Origin of the sequence: Micrococcus luteus NCTC 2665, assembly GCF_000023205.1 — a bacterium.
Taxonomy (GTDB): domain Bacteria; phylum Actinomycetota; class Actinomycetes; order Actinomycetales; family Micrococcaceae; genus Micrococcus; species Micrococcus luteus.
Map to the genome: position 1 here is coordinate 1,570,643 of NC_012803.1, position 22,405 is coordinate 1,593,047.

The 22,405-nt window shown below is 74.3% G+C and carries 16 protein-coding genes; 5 read left to right on the forward strand and 11 right to left on the reverse strand.

From position 1 onward, the window contains the following. Positions 1 to 3: 3 nt before the first annotated feature. Together argH and MLUT_RS18665 are read right to left on the reverse strand one after the other, a co-directional pair. The gene (gene argH / locus MLUT_RS18660; RefSeq protein WP_012750941.1) at positions 4 to 1,464 is read right to left on the reverse strand and encodes an argininosuccinate lyase; all 1,461 of its coding nucleotides are present in this window, start codon (positions 1,462 to 1,464) and stop codon (positions 4 to 6) included. Between the two features lie 85 nt (positions 1,465 to 1,549). Continuing rightward, the gene (locus tag MLUT_RS18665) at positions 1,550 to 2,791 is read right to left on the reverse strand and encodes an argininosuccinate synthase (RefSeq protein ID WP_012750942.1); all 1,242 of its coding nucleotides are present in this window, start codon (positions 2,789 to 2,791) and stop codon (positions 1,550 to 1,552) included. Positions 2,792 to 2,997: 206 nt separating this feature from the next. On the opposite strand from MLUT_RS18665, the gene MLUT_RS18670 reads away from it, so the two are divergent. Both MLUT_RS18670 and rpf read left to right on the forward strand, forming a co-directional pair. After that, positions 2,998 to 4,260: an ISL3 family transposase gene (locus MLUT_RS18670; RefSeq protein ID WP_010079362.1), complete on the forward strand. Its 1,263-nt coding sequence runs from the start codon at positions 2,998 to 3,000 to the stop codon at positions 4,258 to 4,260. 558 nt (positions 4,261 to 4,818) lie between these two features. Further along, positions 4,819 to 5,490: a resuscitation-promoting factor Rpf gene (gene rpf / locus MLUT_RS18675; protein WP_012750944.1), complete on the forward strand. Its 672-nt coding sequence runs from the start codon at positions 4,819 to 4,821 to the stop codon at positions 5,488 to 5,490. Between the two features lie 114 nt (positions 5,491 to 5,604). On the opposite strand, the gene MLUT_RS18680 is transcribed toward rpf, so the two are convergent. The 6 genes from MLUT_RS18680 to argC are packed head-to-tail and all read right to left on the reverse strand — an operon-like array spanning position 5,605 to position 11,527. After that, entirely contained in the window at positions 5,605 to 6,093 is a 489-nt protein-coding gene (locus MLUT_RS18680; protein WP_012750945.1) for an arginine repressor, read from the reverse strand. After that, positions 6,093 to 7,052 carry an ornithine carbamoyltransferase gene (gene argF, locus MLUT_RS18685; protein WP_012750946.1) on the reverse strand — a complete coding sequence of 320 codons (960 nt, stop codon included), beginning with the start codon at positions 7,050 to 7,052 and terminating at the stop codon, positions 6,093 to 6,095. Before argF ends, MLUT_RS18680 begins: the two co-directional genes overlap by 1 nt. Continuing rightward, on the reverse strand, positions 7,049 to 8,335 hold the full coding sequence (locus tag MLUT_RS18690; protein WP_012750947.1) for an acetylornithine transaminase: 1,287 nt from the start codon (positions 8,333 to 8,335) through the stop codon (positions 7,049 to 7,051). Before MLUT_RS18690 ends, argF begins: the two co-directional genes overlap by 4 nt. Then, entirely contained in the window at positions 8,332 to 9,318 is a 987-nt protein-coding gene (gene argB / locus MLUT_RS18695) for an acetylglutamate kinase (RefSeq protein ID WP_012750948.1), read from the reverse strand. The genes MLUT_RS18690 and argB overlap by 4 nt, the downstream gene beginning before the upstream one ends. Before the next feature lie 11 nt (positions 9,319 to 9,329). Then, complete coding sequence (gene argJ, locus MLUT_RS18700) at positions 9,330 to 10,490, reverse strand: bifunctional glutamate N-acetyltransferase/amino-acid acetyltransferase ArgJ (RefSeq protein WP_012750949.1); 1,161 nt, start codon at positions 10,488 to 10,490, stop codon at positions 9,330 to 9,332. Then, entirely contained in the window at positions 10,487 to 11,527 is a 1,041-nt protein-coding gene (gene argC, locus MLUT_RS18705) for an N-acetyl-gamma-glutamyl-phosphate reductase (protein ID WP_012750950.1), read from the reverse strand. Before argC ends, argJ begins: the two co-directional genes overlap by 4 nt. A gap of 101 nt (positions 11,528 to 11,628) precedes the next feature. Here argC and MLUT_RS18710 point away from each other — a divergent pair, with 101 nt between their 5' ends. The 3 genes from MLUT_RS18710 to MLUT_RS18720 all read left to right on the forward strand — a co-directional run bounded on the left by MLUT_RS18710 (position 11,629) and on the right by MLUT_RS18720 (position 18,097). Further along, complete coding sequence (locus MLUT_RS18710) at positions 11,629 to 12,630, forward strand: quinone oxidoreductase family protein (protein WP_012750951.1); 1,002 nt, start codon at positions 11,629 to 11,631, stop codon at positions 12,628 to 12,630. Between the two features lie 122 nt (positions 12,631 to 12,752). Then, a complete protein-coding gene (locus MLUT_RS18715; RefSeq protein ID WP_041779784.1) occupies positions 12,753 to 16,760 on the forward strand; it encodes a Pls/PosA family non-ribosomal peptide synthetase in 4,008 nt (1,335 codons plus the stop codon). Next, complete coding sequence (locus tag MLUT_RS18720) at positions 16,757 to 18,097, forward strand: M1 family metallopeptidase (RefSeq protein WP_012750953.1); 1,341 nt, start codon at positions 16,757 to 16,759, stop codon at positions 18,095 to 18,097. The genes MLUT_RS18715 and MLUT_RS18720 overlap by 4 nt, the downstream gene beginning before the upstream one ends. A gap of 18 nt (positions 18,098 to 18,115) precedes the next feature. Here MLUT_RS18720 and MLUT_RS18725 read toward each other — a convergent pair whose 3' ends face one another. From MLUT_RS18725 to pheS, 3 genes are read right to left on the reverse strand one after another with little or no spacing between them, the layout of a single operon-like run. Beyond that, on the reverse strand, positions 18,116 to 18,736 hold the full coding sequence (locus MLUT_RS18725; protein ID WP_012750954.1) for a 4'-phosphopantetheinyl transferase family protein: 621 nt from the start codon (positions 18,734 to 18,736) through the stop codon (positions 18,116 to 18,118). A gap of 2 nt (positions 18,737 to 18,738) precedes the next feature. Then, positions 18,739 to 21,318 carry a phenylalanine--tRNA ligase subunit beta gene (gene pheT / locus MLUT_RS18730; protein WP_012750955.1) on the reverse strand — a complete coding sequence of 860 codons (2,580 nt, stop codon included), beginning with the start codon at positions 21,316 to 21,318 and terminating at the stop codon, positions 18,739 to 18,741. Positions 21,319 to 21,321: 3 nt separating this feature from the next. Continuing rightward, entirely contained in the window at positions 21,322 to 22,404 is a 1,083-nt protein-coding gene (gene pheS / locus MLUT_RS18735; RefSeq protein ID WP_012750956.1) for a phenylalanine--tRNA ligase subunit alpha, read from the reverse strand. Position 22,405 lies beyond the last annotated feature (1 nt).

A 22,405-nucleotide genomic window follows, 5' to 3' on the forward strand; every position in this document is an offset into this window, starting at 1 on the left:
GCGTCAACGGGCGTCGACGACGGAGCCCGGCGTGTCGGCCCAGCGGCGCAGCGGTTCCAGGGCGTCCTCGAGCGCCCCGATCTGCACCGCGACGGCCGTCGGCGCGGTCCCGCCCTGGGCGTCGCGAGAGGCGAGCGAGCCCTCTGTGCTGAGCACCTCGCGGACCTGCGGGGTCAGCGCCGGTGAGATGGCGGCGTACTCCTCGTCCGTGAGGTCCCACAGCTCCACGCCCCGGGCCTCGGCCGCCTTCACGGCCTCGCCCGACAGCTCGTGGGCCTCGCGGAACGGGACCCCCTGGCGGACGAGCCACTCGGCGACGTCGGTGGCCAGCGCGAAGCCCTGCGGGGCCAGCTCCGCCATGCGCTCCGTCTGGAACTCGAGGGTGGCGATCATCCCGTAGACGGCGGGCAGCAGCAGCTCGAGGGTGTCCGCGGCGTCGAAGACGGGCTCCTTGTCCTCCTGCAGGTCGCGGTTGTAAGCCAGCGGCATGCCCTTGAGCGTGGCCAGCAGCCCCGTGAGGTCGCCGATGAGACGGCCGGACTTGCCGCGGGCCAACTCGGCGACGTCCGGGTTCTTCTTCTGCGGCATGATCGAGGACCCCGTGGAGTACGCGTCATGGAGCCTCACGAAGCCCGCCTCCTTGGTGGCCCAGAAGATGACCTCCTCCGAGATGCGGGACAGGTCGACGCCGACCATCGCGGCGACCCACGCGAACTCCGCGTACACGTCGCGGGCGGCGGTGCCGTCGATCGAGTTCCACACGGCCGACTCGAAGCCGAGCTCGGCGGCCACGGCGTTCGGGTCCAGACCCAGGGAGGAGCCGGCAAGGGCCCCGGAGCCGTACGGCGAGACGGCCGCGCGTGCGTCCCAGTCCGCGAGCCGCTGCAGGTCCCGCGCGAAGGCCCAGGCGTGCGCGAGCAGGTGATGCGAGAGCAGGACGGGCTGCGCGTGCTGCAGGTGGGTGCGCCCCGGCATCGGCGCGTACGGGCGCGCCCGCGCCTGATCGAGCAGCGCGTCCACCGTGGCGATCACGCCCTGCGCGATGATGCGGGCGTGGTCTCGCAGGAACATCCGGCCGAGGGTGGCGACCTGGTCGTTGCGGGATCGGCCGGCCCGCAGGCGGCCGCCGAGCTCGGGACCGGCCCGCTCGATGAGGCCGCGCTCGAGCGAGCCGTGCACGTCCTCATCGGACGCCGCCGGGGTGAAGGCACCGGAACGCACGTCCGCCTCGAGACGGTCGAGGGCCGCGATCATCCCGTCCAGGTCGTCCGCACTGAGCAGACCGGCGGTGTGCAGCACCCGGGCGTGGGCACGGGAGCCCGCGATGTCATAGGGCGCCAGGCGCCAGTCGAAGTGCGTGGACTTGCTGAGCGCGGCGAGCGCCTCGGAAGGGCCGCCGGCGAAGCGACCGCCCCACAGGGCGCCCTCGTTGGTCCCGTGGCGGGCGTCGGTGTTCTCGGTCATCGAAGGTCTCCTCGAAGTCGGTGACAGGCCGACGGCGGCCGGCCCGGTCGCGGGCGGGCCGCCGTCGTGCACGGGGCGTGCGGGGTCAGTCGTTGGACAGGCGGGCGACGTCCTGGAGGTCGGCGCTGCCGCGCAGGCGCTGCTCTCGCTCGGAGGCCGTCTTCGCGGACAGGCCGAAGATGTCGATGAACCCGCGGGCCGAGGACTGGTCGAACGAGTCGCCCTCGTCGTACGTGGCGAGGTTGAAGTCGTACAGGCCGGTCTCGGACCGGCGACCCTGCACTGTGGCGCGGCCACCGTGGAGCTCCAGGCGGATCTCACCGTTGACGTGTTCCTGGGTCGCGTCGATGAACGTGTCCAGGTTCCGCTTCAGCGGGGAGTACCACTGGCCGTCGTAGACCAGCTCGGTCCAACGCTGGTCCACATGCTTCTTGAAGCGCGCCTGTTCACGCTCCAGGGTGACGTTCTCGAGCTCACGGTGGGCCGCGATCAGCGCCATGGCGCCCGGTGCCTCGTAGATCTCGCGGGACTTGATGCCCACGAGGCGGTCCTCGACGATGTCGATCCGGCCCACGCCCTGGGCACCGGCCCGGCGGTTGAGCTCCTCGATGATCTCCAGCGGGCTCAGCGCGCGGCCGTCGAGGGCTGTGGGGACGCCGCGCTCGAAGGCGATCGTGACCACGTCCGGCGCCGGCGGGAAGGCGGGGTCGTCCGTGTAGTCGTAGACGTCCTTCGTGGGGCCGTTCCAGATGTCCTCGAGGAAGCCGGTCTCGACGGCGCGGCCCCACACGTTCTGGTCGATCGAGAACGGGTTCTTCTTGGTGGTGACGATCGGCAGGTCGTTGCGCTCGGCGTACTCGATGGCCTTCTCACGGGTCAGGGCGAGGTCGCGCACCGGGGCGATGCACTTCAGGTCGGGCCCGAGGGTCTGGATGGAGACCTCGAAGCGGACCTGGTCGTTGCCCTTGCCGGTGCAGCCGTGCGCCACCGTCGAGGCGCCGAACTGGCGGGCCGCCGCGACCAGGTGGCGGGAGATCACCGGGCGCGAGATCGCGGAGACCAGCGGGTAGGCGTCCATGTAGAGGGCGTTGGCCTTGAGCGTGGGCATGCAGTACTGCTCGGCGAACTCGTCACGCGCGTCGGCGACGTAGGCCTCGACGGCGCCACAGTCCAGGGCGCGCTGGCGGATCGTCTCGAGGGACTCGCCCCCCTGGCCCACGTCGACCGCGACGGCGACGACCTCGGCGCCCGTGGCCTCGGCGATCCAGCCGATGGCCACCGAGGTGTCCAGGCCGCCCGAGTAGGCAAGGATGATGCGTTCCTTCACGTCTTCTCCTCTTTATATAGGGGGCGTCTCCGAGCGCGGCACGTGGCCGTCGGAGGCGTGCTCGTGGCGATCCTACCCGGGTCTTGAATAAATATGGCTCTCCTGACGCTTCCGTGGGTGTTCTGGCGAGCCGTTGACGAGGGCACGCCGCTCTCTGCCTAGGTTTCTGGCTGTTGAGGTCAGTTACCTGAAGGGCGGAGAACGGCGTGCGGAACGCAAGCCTATGGCGGTCCTTGCTGGGCGTCGAGAAGACGGTCGTGGAGGGCATCGAGTTCGATGAGGACGACCAGCTCCTGGTGGCTCATGTCCGTCCCCGGGCTCGAGTGCGTGGCCGGTGCGGGCGGTGCGGGCGCAGGTCGCCCGGGTACGACCGTGGCGAGGGTCGGCGGCGGTGGCGGGCGCTGGATCTGGGCACGGTGCAGGTCTACCTCGAGGCCGACGCCCCGCGGGTGGCCTGCCGCGAGCACGGTCCCACGGTGGCCGCCGTCCCGTGGGCCAGGCACGGGGCCGGTCACACCGTGGTGTTCGACGAGCAGGTGGCCTGGCTGGCCACGCAGTGCTCCAAGTCCGCGGTCACCGAGCTGATGCGCATCGCCTGGCGCACCGTCGGGGCGATCATCACCCGGGTCTGGGCCGACGTGGAGGCCCTCGGCGACCGGTTCGCCGGCCTGCGACGGATCGGCATCGATGAGATCTCCTACAAGAAGGGCCACCGCTACCTCACGATCGTGGTCGACCACGACACCGGCCGGCTCGTCTGGGCCGCCCCGGGCCGGGACAAGGCGACCCTGGCGGCGTTCTTCGAGGCCCTCGGGCCCGACCGGTGCGCCGAGATCACCCACGTCAGCGCCGACGGGGCGGACTGGATCGCCGCCGTGGTCGCCGAGCGGTGCCCGAACGCGGTGCGGTGCGCTGATCCGTTCCACATCGTCAAGTGGGCCACCGAGGCCCTGGACGAGGTCCGTCGCCAGGCGTGGAACGAGGCCCGTGGCGCGGTCCGGCAGCGCCGGGCCGGGCGGGCCGGCGGGCACGCCAAGGCGCTCAAGCACGCCCGGTACGCGCTGTGGAAGAACCCCGAGAACCTCACCACCCGGCAGCAGGCCAAGCTCGCCTGGGTCGCCAAGACCGACCCGCGCCTGCACCGGGCCTACCTGCTCAAGGAAGGACTGCGCCTGGTCTTCCAGCTACCCGCCGACGAGGCCGAGACGGCCCTGGAACGCTGGATCGGCTGGGCCCGACGTTGCCGCATCCCCGCCTTCGTCGAGCTCCAACGCCGCATCGTCAAGCACAAGGCCTCGATCCTCGCCGCGATCGAGCACGGCCTGTCCAACGGACGTATCGAGTCCGTGAACACGAAGATTCGGCTCATCACCCGCGTCGCCTTCGGCTTCAAGTCCCCCGAAGCCCTCATCGCCCTGGCCATGCTCAACCTCGGCGGCCACCGACCCGTCCTACCGGGCCGGAAATGACCCACGGATCAGTCAGGAGAGCCATAAATATGCAACTGACGGAATATCAGCCCCCCGAGGGCCCCTTGACAGCCCCTCTGCGCCTGCAGCGACGGCCACCGGCAACCATCGCTCCGCCGTCGAATCCCGGGTCGAACGCGACTCAGGTCACGGCCTCGGCCGTCGATCGTGACCTTCGCCCATACCCCTGTGACGGAGGTTGTCCACACCGGCAGATCAGACACCATGACAGCAAATCCGGCCAGTAGCGTGCATTTCATCCACGCGCCCACGACTCAGAGATCGATTCGTCACCCGATCTCAAATGTGAGATGGACGGGCAAGAATTCGTCGACCCATGATTTGACGCGAGGGGGGCTCCCGTCGTTGACTCTTCCGTAGCCGATTCGTGATCGAACCGTGATCTGACCGAGAGGTCGGGAACGGGGAGGCCACGACATCGAACCCCCTCCGACGGTCGCCCGCTGCTGGGTCGTCTCGAACCGACGGAGGGCATGACCCGACCAAGGAGAAGGACGACCCCGGTGTGCCTCGGCCGCCGATCAGCGAGGACTCGCCATGGACACCATGACTCTCTTCACCACTTCCGCCACCCGCTCCCGCCGTGCCACCGCCTCGATCGTCGCGGGCATGACCCTCGCCGGCGCCGCCGCCGTGGGCTTCTCCGCCCCGGCCCAGGCCGCCACCGTGGACACCTGGGACCGCCTCGCCGAGTGCGAGTCCAACGGCACCTGGGACATCAACACCGGCAACGGCTTCTACGGCGGCGTGCAGTTCACCCTGTCCTCCTGGCAGGCCGTCGGCGGCGAAGGCTACCCGCACCAGGCCTCGAAGGCCGAGCAGATCAAGCGCGCCGAGATCCTCCAGGACCTGCAGGGCTGGGGCGCGTGGCCGCTGTGCTCGCAGAAGCTGGGCCTGACCCAGGCTGACGCGGACGCCGGTGACGTGGACGCCACCGAGGCCGCCCCGGTCGCCGTGGAGCGCACGGCCACCGTGCAGCGCCAGTCCGCCGCGGACGAGGCTGCCGCCGAGCAGGCCGCTGCCGCGGAGCAGGCCGTCGTCGCCGAGGCCGAGACCATCGTCGTCAAGTCCGGTGACTCCCTCTGGACGCTCGCCAACGAGTACGAGGTGGAGGGTGGCTGGACCGCCCTCTACGAGGCCAACAAGGGCGCCGTCTCCGACGCCGCCGTGATCTACGTCGGCCAGGAGCTCGTCCTGCCGCAGGCCTGAGACGCCTGACCGGCCCCCCGGACCGGTACCACACGAGGAAGGCCCCCGCCGTCGGCGGGGGCCTTCCTCGTGCCTGGTGCCCGTCACCCGCGCAGGCGGGGCCGGACGGGTCGGTTAGCCCGCCAGACCCAGCAGGTGGGCCGCGACGGCCGGGGCGGACGTGGTCCCCGTGGTGATGAGAAGGATGGTGTCATCGCCGGCGATCGTGCCCATCACGTGCTCCACGCGCGCCTGGTCGATCACGCTGGCCAGGAACTGCGCCGCGCCCGGGGGCGTGCGCAGGACCACGAGGTTCGCGGTGGGCTCGGCGGAGACGAGCAGCTCGCGGGCCATGCTCGCCAGCCGATTCAGCTGCGCGTCCGAGCCGCGGCCCGGCACGGCGGCGTCGTCGCCCTCCGCCGGCAGGGCGTAGACCATGCCGGCCGGCCCGCGCCTCCGCACCGCGCCGAGGTCCACCAGGTCCCGCGAGAGCGTGCCCTGGGTGACGGACAGCCCGCGATCACCCAGGGCGTCCGAGAGTTCGGCCTGGGAGCGGATGCCCCGGGTGGCCAGGATCTCCCGGATCGCGGCCTGACGGGCGATCTTCGTCGTGGGGGCGGCCATCAGCGCGGCTCCTCGGCCAGGCCGGAGCGATACAGCAGCCAGGCGATGAGCGCCTTCTGCGCGTGCAGGCGGTTCTCGGCCTCGTCGAACACCACGGACCGCGGCCCGTCGATCACCTCGGCCGTGACCTCGTAGCCCCGGTACGCGGGCAGGCAGTGCAGGAAGATCGCGTCGTCGGCCGCCCGCGCCATCGCGGCGGCGTCCACCTGGTAGTCCCGGAACAGCGCCAGGCGGGCCTCCTTCTCCTCCTCCTGGCCCATGGACACCCACGTGTCGGTCACGACGACGTCCGCGCCCGCCAGGGCCTCGGCCGCGTCCGTCGTGACGAGGACGGAACCGCCCGTCTCCGCCGCCCGCTGTCGGGCGGCGGCCACGACGTCCTCGGCAGGCAGGTGCCCCTCGGGGCCGGCGACCCGCACGTGCATGCCGGCCGTCGCGCAGCCGAGCAGGTACGAGTGGGCCATGTTGTTCGCCGCGTCCCCCAGATACGCCAGAGTGCGGCCCGCCGTGCCGCCGAGGTGCTCGCGCACCGTCAGCAGGTCGGCGAGGATCTGACAGGGGTGGTAGTCGTCGCTGAGCGCATTGACCACGGGCACCGAGGAATGGGCGGCCATCTCCTCGAGGCCGGCCTGGGCGAACGTGCGCCAGACGATGACGCCGACCATCCGCTCCAGCACGCGGGCCGTGTCGGCCACGGACTCCTTGTGGCCCAGCTGCGACTCCCCCGGGTTCACGATCAACGGCGTCCCGCCGAGCTCGGCGATGCCCGCGGAGAACGAGACGCGGGTGCGCGTGGAGGTCTTGTCGAAGAACACGATGCCGGTCCGGGGCCCGGCCAGCGGGCGGTGCCGGAACCGGTCGGCCTTCATCTGCGCGGCGAGGTCGAGCACCTCGGCCTGCTCGGCCGGGGTGAGGTCCGTGTCCACCAGGAAGTGGCGGACGGCGGCAGCGGGGGTCATGGGCGGTCTCCTTCGGCGGGGGTCAGGGCGGCGGCCACGAGCCCGGGCAGGGCCGCGGCGAAGCGCTCGAGCTCGGCCACGGGCACGGTCAGCGGCGGGGCCAGGCGCAGGGTGGAGGGGCCGGTGGCGTTGAGGATCCAGCCCGCCTCGAGGCCGGCGGCGACGACGGCGGGGGCCAGCCCGCCGGCCGGGGCCGGTCCCGTGGGGTCGGCCAGATCGACGCCGATCCACAGGCCGTGACCGCGCACCGCGGCCACCTCGGGCAGGTCCTCCAGCAGGGCGGCCACGGCCTCACCCGCGGCGCGGACGTGGCCGAGCAGGCCCTCGTCCTCGACGGTCTGGAGCACGGCCAGGCCCGCGGCGGTGGCCAGGGGGTTGCCGCCGAACGTGGTGCCGTGCTGGCCGGCGGTGAGCAGCCCGGAGACGGCGGGGCCGACGCACACGAGCGCCCCGATCGGCACGCCGCCGCCCAGTCCCTTCGCCAGGGTGAAGGCGTCGGGCACCACCGGCTCGGCCGCACCGGTGACGGCCGTGTTCTGGAAGCCGAACCACGTGCCGGTGCGGCCCACGCCGGACTGCACCTCGTCGAGGATCATCAGGGCGCCGGCCTCGCGGGTCGCGGCCCGCACCTCGGCCAGGTAGCCGGCCGGCCAGCCGTGCACGCCGGCCTCGCCCTGGACCGGCTCGAGGATGACGGCGGCGACGGTGTCGCCGTCGTCGTCCGGGGCCAGGGCCGCCCGCAGGGCCGCGGCGTCACCGCCCGGCACGTGCTCCACGCCGCCGGGCAGCGGCTCGAAGGGCGCCCGGTAGGCCTCCTTGTGCGTGAGCGCGAGGGCGCCCATCGTGCGGCCGTGGAAGGCCCGCTCGAGAGCGATCACCCGCGTCCGGCGGCCGGACGGGTCGTCCGCGCCGTGGCGGCGGGCGAGCTTGAACGCGGCCTCGTTGGCCTCCGTGCCGGAGTTCGCGAAGAACACGGTGGAGCCCGCGGGCGCGCCGGCCAGCTCCAGCAGGCGCTCGGCCAGGCGGATCTGCGGCTCGGAGGTGAAGAGGTTGGACACGTGGCCGAGCGTGGCGATCTGCTCGGACACGGCCCGCACCAGCGCCGGGTGGCCGTGGCCGAGCGCATTCACGGCGATGCCGGCCAGCAGGTCCGTGTAGCGCCGGCCGTCGGCGTCCCACACGTGGACCCCCTCGCCGCGCACGAGCACGCGGGCGGGGCAGCCGAAGACGCCGGTCAGGGCGGCGTGGTAGCGCTCCAGCAGCGCGGACTGGTCGGTGCTCATGCGTCCCCCTCGGGGGTGGTCGGGGCGGTGGGCTCAGCGTCGGGCACCACCTGGGTGCCGACGCCCGCGGAGGTGAAGACCTCCAGCAGCATCGAGTGGGGGCGGCGGCCGTCCACGACGTGGGCGCGCTGCACGCCGGCGTCGACGGCCGCCAGGCACGCGGCCATCTTCGGGATCATCCCGGAGGCCAGGGAGGGCAGCAGCGCACGCAGCTGGGCGGCGGTGAGCGAGCTGATGAGGGAGTCGCGGTCCGGCCAGTCGGCGTAGAGGCCTTCGACGTCGGTGAGCAGCACGAGCTTCGCGGCGCCGAGGGCGGCGGCCAGGGCCGCGGCGGCGGTGTCCGCATTGACGTTGAGGACCTGCCCGGTGGGCTCGCCGTCGTCGTCGATCTCGGGGGCGACCGACGAGACCACGGGGATCCGCCCGGACTCGATCACGTCGAGGATCGCGGTCGGGTCGACTCCGGTGACCTCTCCCACGAGGCCGAGGTCCACCTCCTGCCCGTCCACGACGGCGCCCGTGCGGCGGGCGCGCAGCAGCCCCGCGTCCTCGCCGGAGAAGCCGACGGCATACGGGCCGTGGGAGTTCACGAGGCCGACCAGCTCGCGGCCCACCTGTCCCGTGAGCACCATGCGGACCACGTCCATGGCCTCCTCGGTGGTCACGCGCAGGCCGCCGCGGAACTCGGACGCGATGCCGAGGCGGTCGAGCATCGCGTTGATCTGCGGGCCGCCGCCGTGCACCACCACGGGGTGGACCCCCACGTGGTGCAGGAACACGATGTCCTCGGCGAACGCCCGGCGCAGCTCCTCCGACACCATGGCGTTGCCGCCGTACTTGACGACCATGACGGTGCCGGCGAACCGCCGGATCCAGGGCAGGGCCTCGACGAGGACCTCCGCCTTGGACTCGGCGCGGTCGAGCCGGTCCGCGGTGGACAGGACGGGTGCGGCCGCCGTGGCCGGGTCGGTGTGCGGGCTCATGCTGGGGGTCCTCACGTGGAGTAGGCGGAGTTCTCGTGGACGTAGTCGTGCGTCAGGTCGTTGGTCCAGACCGTGGCCTCGGCGTCGCCGGCGTGCAGGTCGACCTCGACGAGCACCTCGCGGGCCGTCAGGTCCACGCGGGAGCGGTCCTCCCCCACACCGGAGGCGCGGCACACCTGGACGCCGTTGAAGCGCACGTCGAGGGCGTACGGGTCGAAGGCGGCGACCGACTCCGGGACCGTGCCGACGGCGGCGATCACGCGTCCCCAGTTCGGGTCCTGGCCGAAGATCGCGGTCTTGAACAGGTTGGACCGGCCGACGGCGCGGGCGACGGCCTCGGCCGCCTCCTCGGTCTCGGCGTGGACCACGCGCACGGCGATGTCGTGCCGGGCGCCCTCGGCGTCGGCGACGAGCTGGCGGGACAGGTCCGCGCAGACCTCGTGGAGGGCCGCGGCGAACGCCTCGGGCTCGGGCGCGGTCCCGGACGCGCCCGAGGCCAGCAGGATCACGGTGTCGTTGGTGGACATGCACCCGTCCGAGTCGACCCGGTTGAAGGTGGCGCGCACGGCCTCGCGCAGGGCCGCGTCGAGGGCGGGGGCGGGGACGTCGGCGTCCGTGGTGATGACGCTGAGCATGGTGGCCATGCCGGGTGCCAGCATGCCCGCGCCCTTGGCCATGCCGCCCACGGTGAAGCCCTCGTCGCGGGCCACGGCGGTCTTGGCCACGGTGTCCGTGGTCTTGATCGCGACGGCGGCGTCCTCACCGCCGTCCGGACTCAGGGCGGCGACCGCCTCGGACACGCCCGCGGTGAGCGTGTCCATCGGCAGGCGCTCGCCGATGAGACCGGTCGAGCAGACGAGCACGTCGGCGGCGGCGGTCCCGAGGGCCGCGGCCGCGTGCTCGGCGGTGCGACGGGCGTCCTCGAGGCCCTCGGCGCCGGTGGCCGCGTTGGCCCCGCCGGAGTTCAGAACGACCGCGGTCGCGCGACCGTCCCGCACGGCGCGGCGGGTCCAGACCACGGGGGCGGCCGCCACCCGGTTCTCGGTGAGGACGGCGGCGGCCGCGTCACGCGGGCCCTCGTTGACGACGACGGCGACGTCGGGCGTGCCCGAGGCCTTCAGCCCCGCGGTGACGCCGGCCGCCCGGAACCCCTGTGCTGCGGTGACGCTCACGGTGCGACCCCCTGCTGCTCGAGCCCCGCCTGCTCCGGCAGGCCCAGGGCGATGTTCATGGACTGCACGGCGCCGCCGGCCGTGCCCTTGGTGAGGTTGTCGAGCGCCGCGCAGACGATCACGCGGCCGGCCCGCTCGTCCACGGCGAGCTGCAGCTGCACGTGGTTGGAGCCGAGGACCGCCTTCGTGGTGGGCCACTGCCCCTCGGGGAGCAGGTGCACGAAGGGTTCACGGCCGTAGGCCGAGGCCCATGCGGCGCGCACGTCCGCGGCGGCGACGCCGGGGCGCAGCCGCGCGGTGGCCGTCGCGAGGATGCCGCGCGACATCGGCGCGAGTGTGGGCGTGAAGGAGATGCGGACCGGCTCGCCGGCCGCCTGGGCCAGGCCCTGCTCGATCTCCGGGGTGTGCCGGTGCCCGCCGCCGACGCCGTACGGGCTCATCCCGCCCATGACCTCGGCGCCGAGCAGGTGCGGCTTGAGCGCCTTGCCCGCCCCGGAGGTGCCCGAGGCGGCGACGATCACCACGTCCCGCGGCTCGAGCAGCCCCGCGGCGAAGCCGGGCGCGAGGGCGAGGATCGAGGTGGTCGGGTAGCACCCGGGGACGGCGATGCGGCGGGTGCCGGCGAGTCGCTCGCGCTGACCGGGCAGCTCGGGCAGGCCGTAGGGCCAGGTCCCGGCGTGCGCGGTGCCGTAGAAGGCCTCCCAGTCTGCGGCGGACTCGAGGCGGTGGTCGGCGCCCGCGTCGATCACCAGGGTGTCCGGGGAGCGCTCGGCGATCTCGGCCGCGAGCGCCCCGGAGGCCCCGTGGGGCAACGCGAGGATCACGACGTCGTGGTCGGCGAGGACGTCCGCGGTGGTCTCCGCGAGGACGCGGTCCACCAGGGCGTGCAGGTGCGGCTGAAGGGCGCCGAGGCGCTCCCCCGCGTTGGAGTGGGCCGTGATGGCTCCGACGGTGACGAACGGGTGGCCGGCGAGCAGGCGCAGGGCCTCTCCCCCGGCGTAGCCGCTGGCTCCGGAGACGGCGACGGTGTGGGTCATGGCCCCATCCTAGCGTAGATATGCGTTGCACGGAATATCTATGCGGTACCTCGGGTCCCCGGGCCGGGCCGGATGTCCGGGCCCGCTCCTAGAGTGGGGCCATGACCACTGCGAACACCCCCGCCGTCCCCCGCACCCACCACGCCGTCGTCGTGTCCGCCACGGGCGGCCCCGAGGTCCTGCAGTGGACCGAGACGGAGGTGCCCTCCCCCGCGCCGGGGCACGTGCTGGTGCGCACCGCCGCGGCGGGCCTGAACTTCATCGAGACGTACCAGCGCTCCGGGGTCTACGCGATGGACCTGCCCTTCACCCCCGGCACCGAGGGCTCCGGCGAGGTCGTCGCGCTCGGCGAGGGCGTGGACGCCGCGCTCCTGGGGGCCCGTGTCGCCACCGCGACGGCCACCGGTGCGTACGCCGAGCACTTCACCGCCCCCGCGGATCGTCTCCTCGCCGTCCCGGAGGGCGTCGACCTGGCCGAGGCCGCCGCCCTTCCGCTGCAGGGCATGACGGCCCACTACCTCTGCCGGTCCACCTTCCCGGTGGAGGAGGGCCACACGGTGGTCGTGACGGCCGGTGCCGGCGGCGTGGGGCTCCTGCTCACCCAGCTCGCGACGGCCCGCGGCGCCCGCGTGATCACCACGGCGTCCACGGAGGAGAAGCGGGAGCTGTCCCGGGGCGCGGGCGCCGCCGCCGCGGTGGACTATCCGGACCTCGCCGCCACGGTGGCGGAGCTGACCGACGGCGAGGGCGCGCACGTCGTGTACGACGGCGTGGGGAAGGACACCTTCGACACCTCGCTCGAGGTGCTGCGCGTGCGCGGCACGCTCGTGCTCTTCGGCGGGGCCTCCGGGCAGGTGCCCCCCTTCGACCTGCAGCGGCTCAACGCGGCCGGCGCGCTGTACGTCACCCGGCCCTCGCTGGTGCACTACACGCGCACGGGCGAGGAGACCCGCTGGCGTGGTGGAGAGGTGTTCGGGGCGTGGGCCTCCGGTGAGCTCGACGTACGGATCGGCGAGCGCTTCCCGCTGGCGGACGCGGCCGCCGCGCACGCCGCCCTGGAGTCCCGGTCGACGACGGGCAAGGTGCTGCTCACCCTGTCCTGAGCCGGACCCGCCCGGTGCCTTCCGGGCGCCCCGCGCGGCCGCGGGCGGGGCATAGAATGTTCCGCTGCGGCCTGGTCCGTGTCCGACCCTCGGTTCGCCGCTCACACCCCCCGGAGGCCCCTGTGTCCCTTTCGTCCGCCGCGCCCACCCCGCCCTCTGTCCCCCTCGACCCTGCGGGCGCACCGCATCGGCCGCAGCTGCCCGGCTCCGAGCGCACCCCGCCCGCCCGGACGCTCGTGGAGCTCTTCGACGCCACGGCGCGCGAGCACCCGGACGCGACCGCCCTGGACGACGGCGTCGAGCCGCTGACGTACGCGGAGCTGCGGGAGCGGGTCGACGAGACCGCCCGCCACCTGTGGGCCGCCGGCGTGCGGAAGGGAGACCGGGTCGGCGTGCGGATCGCCTCGGGCACGGCCGCGCTGTACGTCTCGATCCTCGGCGTGCTCGCCGCCGGCGCGGCCTACGTCCCCGTGGACGCGGACGATCCGGAGGAGCGCGCCCGTCTCGTGTTCGGCGAGGCGAAGGTGGCCGGCGTCCTCACCGACGAGCGGGTCTACGCCCCGCACCCCGAGCACACCGTGGACCCGGCCGCCGAGGCCCGCGCCCCCGGGCTCGAGGACGACGCGTGGATCATCTTCACCTCGGGCTCGACGGGCACCCCCAAGGGCGTGGCGGTGAGCCACCGCTCGGCCGCGGCCTTCGTGGACGCCGAGGCGCGGATCTTCCTGGCGGACGATCCGCTCGCCCCGGGCGACCGCGTGCTGGCGGGACTGTCCGTCGCGTTCGACGCCTCGTGCGAGGAGATGTGGCTCGCCTGGCGTCACGGTGCGTGCCTGGTCCCGGCCCCCCGCTCGCTCGTGCGCTCCGGCATGGACCTCGGCCCGTGGCTCGCCGAGCGGCGCATCACCGCCGTGTCCACCGTGCCGACCCTCGCTGCGATGTGGCCCACCGAGGCCATGGACAACGTCCGGCTGCTGATCTTCGGCGGCGAGGCCTGCCCTCCCGAGCTCGCCGCGCGCCTGGCGGAGGACGGCCGCGAGGTCTGGAACACCTACGGCCCCACGGAGGCCACCGTCGTCGCGTGCGCGGCCCCGCTCACCGGTCTCGGCCCGGTCCGCATCGGCCTGCCCCTGGACGGCTGGGACCTGGCCGTCGTCGACCCGCAGACCACGCTGCCCGTGGCCGAGGGCGAGACGGGCGAGCTGATCATCGGCGGCGTCGGCCTGGCCCGCTACCTCGATCCGGCCAAGGACGCCGAGAAGTACGCCCCCATGCCCTCCCTCGGCTGGGAGCGCGCCTACCGCTCCGGCGACCTCGTGGTCTTCGAGCCGGAGGGCCTGCTGTTCGTCGGCCGCGCCGACGACCAGGTGAAGCTCGGCGGCCGGCGCATCGAGCTCGGCGAGGTGGACGCGGCCCTCCAGGCCCTGCCCGGCGTCCACGGCGGCGCCGCGGCCGTGCAGACCACCCCGGCGGGCCACCAGATCCTCGTCGGCTACCTCGTGCCCGCGGACCCCGAGGCCGGGCTCGACCTGCACATGGCCCGCGAGCACCTCGCGGCGGAGCTGCCGGCCGCCCTCGTGCCCCGGCTGGCCGTCGTGGACGCCCTGCCCACGAAGACCTCCGGCAAGGTGGACCGCCACGCGCTGCCGTGGCCCCTGCCCGGCGCCGAGGTGGACGAGGACGCGCCCCAGCCGGACGAGGACACCGCCGACGGCTGGGTGCTGCGCCAGTGGGCGGACGTGCTCGGCGCGCCCCCCAAGGACGCCGACACCGACTTCTTCGAGGCCGGCGGCGGCTCGCTCGCCGCGGCCCAGCTCGTGGCCCGCCTGCGCCTGCGCCACCCGGCCGTGACCGTCCAGGACGTCTACCGCAACCCCACTGCCGGGGCCCTCGTGGCCGCCGTCGTGGGCGAGGACGGCCCCCGCGGCATCGAGGTGCACGACCGGCACGTCGACCGCACCCGCCACCGCACCCAGTGGGTCCAGACCCTCGTGGGGCTGCCCGTGTTCGTCCTGCCCGCCCTGCGCCTGGGCGTGTGGACCGGCCTGGCCCTGAACCTGCTGACGCTCTCCGGGCTGGCGCCCGGGCTGCCCACCGTGCCGTGGTGGGTGCTGATCGTGGCCGGCCTGCTGGTGGTCACCGTGCCCGGCCGCATGCTGCTCACCGCCGCGACGGCCCGGCTGCTGCTGCGCGGCGTGAGCCCCGGGTCCTACCCGCGCGGCGGCCGCGTCCACCTGCGCCTGTGGCTCGCCCAGCAGATCAGCGACCTCGTGGACCCCTACTCGCTGGCCGGCGCCACGTGGGTGCCCGCCTACGCGCGACTGCTGGGCAACCGGATCGGCAAGGACGTGGACATGCACACCGTGCCACCGGTCACCGGCATGCTCACGGTCGAGGAGGGCGCCGCGATCGAGCCCGAGGTGGACCTGTCCGGCTACTGGGTCGACGGCGACGTCGTCCGGCTCGGCGAGGTGCGCATCGGCGCGGACGCCGTCGTGGGCGCCCGCTCCACGCTCCTGCCGGGCGCCCGGGTCGGCGCCGGGGCGCACGTCGAGGCCGGGTCCACCGTCGCCGGGTGGGTGCGCGGCGGCCAGCGCCACGCCGGCTCCCCCGCCGTCAAGGTGGGCAAGGTGAAGCCCCGCGGCCCCGCCGAGGCGCCGCGGGAGACCCCGGGCTGGCGCCTGATGGCGACCGTCCTCTCGACCCTCGTCTCCCTCCTGCCGCTCGTCTCCGCCGCCGCGGCGGCCGCGGTGGCCGCGTGGTCGCTGACCTGGTGGCCGCCGGCCCCGGAGGCGGGACCGCTGGCCGCCGTCGGGACCACCGCGGCGCGCCTGCTGGCCGCGAGCCCCCTGGTGGCCGGCGTGTGGTTCCTGACCCAGATGCTGCTCGTGCTCGTCACGGTGCGCCTGCTCGCGCTCGGCATCACGGAGGGGCACCACCCCGTGCGCTCCCGGGTCGGCTGGCAGGTGTGGGCCACCGAGCGCGTCCTCGACGCCGCCCGCGACCAGCTCTTCCCGATCTACGCCTCCCGCTTCACGCCGACGTGGCTGCGCCTGCTCGGCGCCGAGGTGGGCCGCGGCGTCGAGGCCTCCACCGTGGTGCTCGTGCCGAGCATGACCCGCGTGGGCGACGGCGCGTTCCTCGCCGACGACACGATGGTCTCCTCCTACTCCCTCGACGGCGGGTGGATGCACGTGGCCCCCGCGAAGGTCGGCAAGCGCTCGTTCGTGGGCAACTCCGGCATGGTGCCCGGTGGCCGCACGCTGCGCCGCGACTCGCTCGTGGCGGTGCTGTCCACCACCCCGGCCAAGACCAAGGCGGGCACGTCCTGGATGGGCTCCCCACCCGTGCGCCTGCGCCGCAACGAGGTCACCGCGGACGCCTCCCTCACCTACGACCCGCCGGCCCGGCTCAAGGCCGCCCGCACCGCCTGGGAGCTGCTGCGCGCGATCCCGGTGTGGCTGCACGTGGCCCTGTCCCTCGCCGTCGGCGCGACGCTGGCCGCCCTCATCGCGGTCGGCACGTGGGTGCTGGCCTTCGTCCTGGGCGGCGTCGTCCTGCTCGCGGCCGGCGCGGTCGCGGCGGGCCTGACCGTGCTCGCCAAGTGGGTCTTCGTGGGCCGGATCCGCGCGGGCGAGCACCCGCTGTGGTCCTCGTTCATCTGGCGCAACGAGGTCGCGGACACCTTCACCGAGTTCCTCGCCGCCCCGTGGTTCACCCGGGCCGCGGCCGGCACCCCCGCCCTGGTCTGGTTCCTGCGCGCGATGGGCGCCCGGATCGGCCACGGGGCCTGGGTCGAGTCGTACTGGCTGCCCGAGGCCGACCTCGTGGAGCTCGGCGACGGCGCCACCGTGAACCGCGGCTGCGTCGTCCAGACCCACCTGTTCCACGACCGCGTGATGTCCCTGGACGCCGTCGTCCTGGAGGACGGCGCCACCCTCGGCCCCCACTCCGTGGTGCTGCCTGCCGCTCGCCTGGGCCGCGGCACCACCGTCGGCGCCGGGTCCCTCGTGATGCGCGGCGAGGAGCTGCCCGCCGGCACGTGGTGGCTCGGCAACCCGGTCTCCCCGTGGCGTCGTCCCGACGGCGACCCCGCCGCCGCGACCACCCCCTCCCGAGAGGAAGCATGAGCACCGATCCCTACGTCCCGGGCGTCGGCACCGACGCCGCCACCGTCGAGCACATCGCGCTGGACCTCGACGTGCGCCTGGCCGCGAACCGGGTCTCCGGCACCGCCGTCCTGCGCGTGCGCCTGGCGAAGCAGAGCCGCCGCATCGAACTGGACCTGCACCGGCTGCGCGTCTCCCGGGTGGCCGCCGTCGTCGACGGCCGCGCCATCGCCTCCTCGTTCACCCAGCCGGGCCGCGCCCCGAGTCGCCTCGTCGTCGACCTGGGCGAGAGCCTGCCGGAGGGCACGCTCGTGGAGCTCACCGTGGTCTACGCGGGCACGCCCACGCTGCGGCGCAGCCCGTGGGGCACGATCGGCTGGGAGGAGCTCACGGACGGCGTGCTCGTGGCCGGGCAGCCCCACGGCGCCTCCACGTGGCTGCCGTGCGTGGACTCCCCCACCTCACGCTCGACGGCGGAGATCACCCTCACCTGCGATGCGGGCTACCTGCCCGTCGCCAACGGCGTGGGCGCACCCGTGCGCACGCGCGGCTCGCGGGTCACGTGGCGGTGGCGGCTCGACCAGCCCGTGCCCGCCTACCTGCTCAGCGTGCAGATCGGCCGCTACCGGCTCGTGGACGCCGCCCCTCCCGCCGAGGGCCTGCCGGCGCTGCGCCTCGTGGTCTCCCCGCGGACCGAGCAGCGGGCCCGCCGGGCCCTCGCCCCCCAGCCGGCCATGATGGCCACGTTCATCGACGCCTACGGGCCGTACCCGTTCGAGGACTACACCGCGGTCGTGGCCGACGAGGAGCTCGAGATCCCGCTCGAGGCCGCGGGCATGTCCCTGTTCGGCACCAACCACCTGGACGGCTCGTGGGAGTCCGAGCGGCTGATCGCCCACGAGATGTCCCACCAGTGGTTCGGCAACGCCGTGACCCTGGGCCGCTGGTCCGACCTGTGGCTGCACGAGGGCTTCGCCTGCTGGTCCGAGTGGCTGTGGGCCGAGGCCTCGGGGCGGTCCAGCATCACCTCGATGGCGCGGCGGGCCTGGCAGAAGCTGGCCGCGCACCCGGTGGAGCAGGCGCTGGCCGAGCCCGGGCCGGAGGAGATGTTCGAGGACTGGGTGTACAAGCGCGGCGCGCTCACCGTGGAGGCGCTGCGGCAGCTGCTCGGCGCGGACCTCTTCGGCTCCATGCTGCGCGCCTGGGTGCGGGAGCACCGGTTCGGCACCGTCGACTCCCTGGGGCTGCGCACGCACGTGCACGCGTGGGCCCCGCACGCCGGGGTGAGCCGGGCACAGGTGGACGAGCTCTTCGACGCGTGGACGCTGCGGCCCGCCCTGCCGCCGTTCCCGGGCTGACGCGGCCGCGCGGTCGACTCAGCGGCCCCGCAGCGCCAGCGCCCCGACGAGACCGCCCGGCAGCCGGTCGGTGAGGTCCACCAGCACGACGTCGGCCGGCACGGTCAGCGCGTCGACGGCGGCGGGGTCGCCGGTGAAGCCGGTGCCGACGGCCTTCACGAGCGCCTCCTTGCGCGTCCACAGCCGGGCCCGCGCGGCGGGCCTCTCGGGGCCGGGAAGCTCCCGCACCCGGGCGCGCTCCGCCGTCGAGAAGCCCACCCCGCCCAGGCCGTCCTCGTCCGCGAAGGCCGCGGCGTCCGCCCGCTCGACGTCCACCCCGAGGCCGAGCCCGTCGGCGGGCCGTGCCGGCGCCCACCACGCCCCGATCCGTGCCCGGTCCTCGGCGCCGGGCATCCGGACGTGCGTGAACGAGACGAGGGCGACCCGGCCGGGGGGCAGGCCGGTCAGCGCGGGGGCGCCGTGCGCGGCCGAGCCGCAGCCCGCGCAGGCGTGCCGGAGCCCGAGCGGCCCCACCGGCACGCCCCAGGCCGCCGTCAGGGCGGTGCGCACCTGACCGAGCAGCGCGGAGACGGCGTCGGCCGCCCCCGCCGAGGCGGGGACGGCCGATGTCAGGCCCCACGGGCCGGTCGCGGCGGACACGGTCAGCGCTGGACCGCCCCGTGCCGCTGCGCCGCGAGCGCGGTGGCCGCGGCGCGGGCCTCGGAGACCTCCTCCGCGGTGAGCGTGCGGTCGGGGGCGCGGAAGCGCAGGGAGAACGCGAGGGACTTCCGCCCCTCCGGCACGCCCGCGCCCCGGTAGACGTCGAACAGCTCGACGGCCTCGAGCAGCTCCCCGGCGCCCTCGGCGAGGGTCGCGCGCACGTCCCCGGCCACGACGGCCTCGTCCACCACGAGCGCCACGTCCTGCGTGCTCACGGGGAACGTGGACAGCGGTGCGGCGACCACGATCTCGGCGGCCGCGGCGCACAGCGCGTCCAGGTCCAGCTCCCACACGCTCGTGCGGGCGGGCAGGTCCTCGGCCTCGAGCCACTGCGGGTGCAGCTCGCCGGCCACGCCCACCACCCGGTCCCCGTGCTCGGTCACGACGACGAGCTCGGCCACCCGGCCCGGGTGGAACGCGTGGTGCCGGCCCTGCCGGACGGTCAGCTCGACGCCGAGGACGTCGGCCACGTCGAGGGCTCCGGCGACCGCGTCCTGCCAGTCCACCGGGCGGGGGTCGTGGTCCGGCCCGGGCGCCGAGTCGTGCCCGGCGTACAGACCGGCCACGTGCCACGGCTGGGCAGGGATGCCGGCCTCGAGGTCGGCCAGGACCTCGGCGGAGGGGTGGACCGCGCGCGGCGGGATCGTCGCCGAGCCCAGCTGCGCGCCGGGCAGGAAGACCAGCCCCATCTCGTACAGCGCCAGATCGCGGAAGCCGCGTCCGAGGTTGCGGCGCGCGGTCTCGACGAGGCCCGGCAGCAGCGACAGACGCAGGTGCCGGTACTGGGAGGCGATCGGATTGGCCAGGGCCACCATCGCCAGGGCCTGGCCCTGCGCGTCCGAGTCCGCCCCGAAACGCCGGTTCTGCTCTTCGGAGACGAACGGGTAGGCGAGCACCTCGGTGAGACCTGCGGCCGCGAGCGCGGCCGACACGCGGCGACGCTGGGCCTGGCGGCGGGTGAAGCCGCGGCCCGGCGGGGCCACGGGCACCACGGAGGGGATCGCGTCGTAGCCGCGCAGGCGCGCGACCTCCTCGGCGAGGTCCTCGGGGATGCGCAGGTCGGTGCGCCACGACGGGGCGGTCACGGTCAGCCGCGGGGCGGCGCCGTCGGCGGCCTCGGTGACCCTCACCTCGGCGCCCAGGGCCCGCAGCGTCTCCACGACCTCGTCGGTCGTGTACGCCACACCCACCAGGGCGGAGGGGAAGTCGGCGGCCATCTCGACGACGGCCGGCTCCGGCCGCGTCCCGACGTCGGTGACCCCGGGCTCGGCGGTGCCGCCGGCGAGCTCGACGAGCAGCTGGACGGCCCGCTCGGCCGCCTCGTCGGCGACCTCCCAGTCGACGCCGCGCTCGTTGCGCTTCGACGCCTCCGAGGGCAGGCGGTGTCGGCGCCGCGTTCGCGCGATCGACACGGGGTCGAAGTTCGCGGACTCGACCACGATCGTGGTGGTGGCGTCCGTGACCTCGGTGGCGGCCCCGCCCATGACGCCCGCGAGGCCGATGGGGCCGGAGTCGTCCGCGATGAGCAGGTCCTCGGGGTCGAGCTCGCGCTCCTTGCCGTCGAGGGTGGTCAGGGTCTCTCCGGCCCGCGCGCGGCGCACCACGATCTCGCCGGAGAGCGTGTCCGCGTCGTAGAAGTGCAGGGGCTGGCCCAGCTCCCACATCACGTAGTTGGAGATGTCCACCGGCAGGGAGATGGTGCGGATGCCGGCCAGGCGCAGGCGCGCGGCCAGCCACGGCGGGGTCGGACGGGTCGCGTCCACGCCGGAGACCGTGCGGGCCACGAAGCGGGTGGCCCCGGGCTCGCCGTGGATCGGCGCGTCGTCGGCGATCCGGACGGCCGGGCCGGCGTCGTCGGCCGCGGGCGGGTGGATGGCCGCGGCCGGGTCCGTGAAGGGCACGCCGGTGGCGTGCGCGTACTCGCGTGCGACGCCGCGCATCGAGAACGCGTAGCCGCGGTCGGGCGTCACGTTGATCTCGGCGGCCTCGCCGTGCAGGTCCAGGACGTCCCGGGCGTCGGTGCCCGGCTCGGGGTCGAGCCCGAGGTCGCCGAGCACGATGATCCCGTCCGTGCCGTCGTCGCCCATGCCCAGCTCCGTGCTGGAGGCGATCATGCCGGCCGAGACGTGGCCGTAGGTCTTGCGGGGGCTGATGCGGAAGTCGCCGGGCAGCACCGCGCCGGGCAGGGTCACGACGACCTTGTCCCCGACCTCGAAGTTGTGGGCGCCGCACACGATGCCCTGCACGCCGGAGGGCTCGATGCCCTCGCCGGTGAGCGGCTGCTCGGCGCCCTCGGGCACCACCCGCACGGAGCACCAGTTGATGGTCTTGCCGTTCTTCTGCGGCTCGGGCTCCTTGGAGAGCACCTGCCCGACGACGATCGGGCCCTGCAGCTCGGCGGCCGGACGGTGGACGTCCTCCTCCTCGAGGCCGACGCGGACGAGGTCGGCCATCACGTCCTCGGCACGGTGCTCCGCGGGCACGGGGACGAACTCCCGCAGCCAGTCCAGGGGGATGCGCATGGATCAGACCTCCATTCCGAAGTGCTGGGAGAAGCGGACGTCGCCCTCGATCATGTCGTGCATGTCCGGGACCTCGTTGCGGAACATGAGCGTGCGCTCCACGCCCATGCCGAACGCGAAACCGGAGTACTCCTCCGGGTCCAGGCCCGCGGCGCGCAGCACGTTCGGGTGCACCATGCCGCAGCCGCCCCACTCGATCCAGCGGGGCCCGCCCTTGGCTCCGGGGTGCCAGATGTCCAGCTCGGCGCTGGGCTCGGTGAACGGGAAGAAGTTCGGGCGCAGGCGGATGGCCGCCTCGGCCCCGAACATCTGGCGGGCGAAGTACTCGAGGGTGCCGCGCAGGTGGGCCATGGTCAGGCCCTTGTCCACGGCCAGGCCCTCGAACTGGTGGAACACCGGGGTGTGCGTGGCGTCCAGCTCGTCCGTGCGGAAGGTGCGGCCCGGGCACAGCACGTAGGTGGGGGCGCCCCGCTCGAGCAGGGAGCGCATCTGCACCGGGGAGGTGTGGGTGCGCAGCAGCAGGTGGGCCTCGGCCGGGGCCACGAAGAAGGTGTCCTGCATCTCGCGGGCCGGATGGTCCGGCGCGAAGTTGAGGGAGTCGAAGTTGAACCACTCGGACTCGAGCTCGGGGCCCTCCGCGATCTCCCAGCCCATGCCGACGAAGATCTCCGAGACACGGTCCATCGTCAGCGAGAGCGGGTGACGGGCGCCGACGCGGCGGCGACGGACCGCGGTGGTCACGTCCACCGTCTCCTCGCGCAGGATCCGCGCGGCCTGCTCCGCCTCGAGCACCTCGGTGCGGGCGGCCAGGGCCTTGCCCAGGCGGCCGCGTGCGGCGCCCATGAGCTTGCCGGCCTCCGCCTTGCGCTCCTTGGGCAGGGCGCCGATCGCCTTGTTCGCGAGAGTCAGGGGGGCCCGGTCGCCGGTGTGGGCCAGGCGGGCGGCCTTGAGCTCATCGAGGTCGGCCGCGGCCTCGTACGCGGCGAGCGCGGCCTGCACGGCGGCCTCCACCGCCTCCGCGTCCACGGGGGAGATCTCCGCCACGGGCGCGGTGGGCTCCGCGCCGGTCTCGGGGCTGGGTGTCATC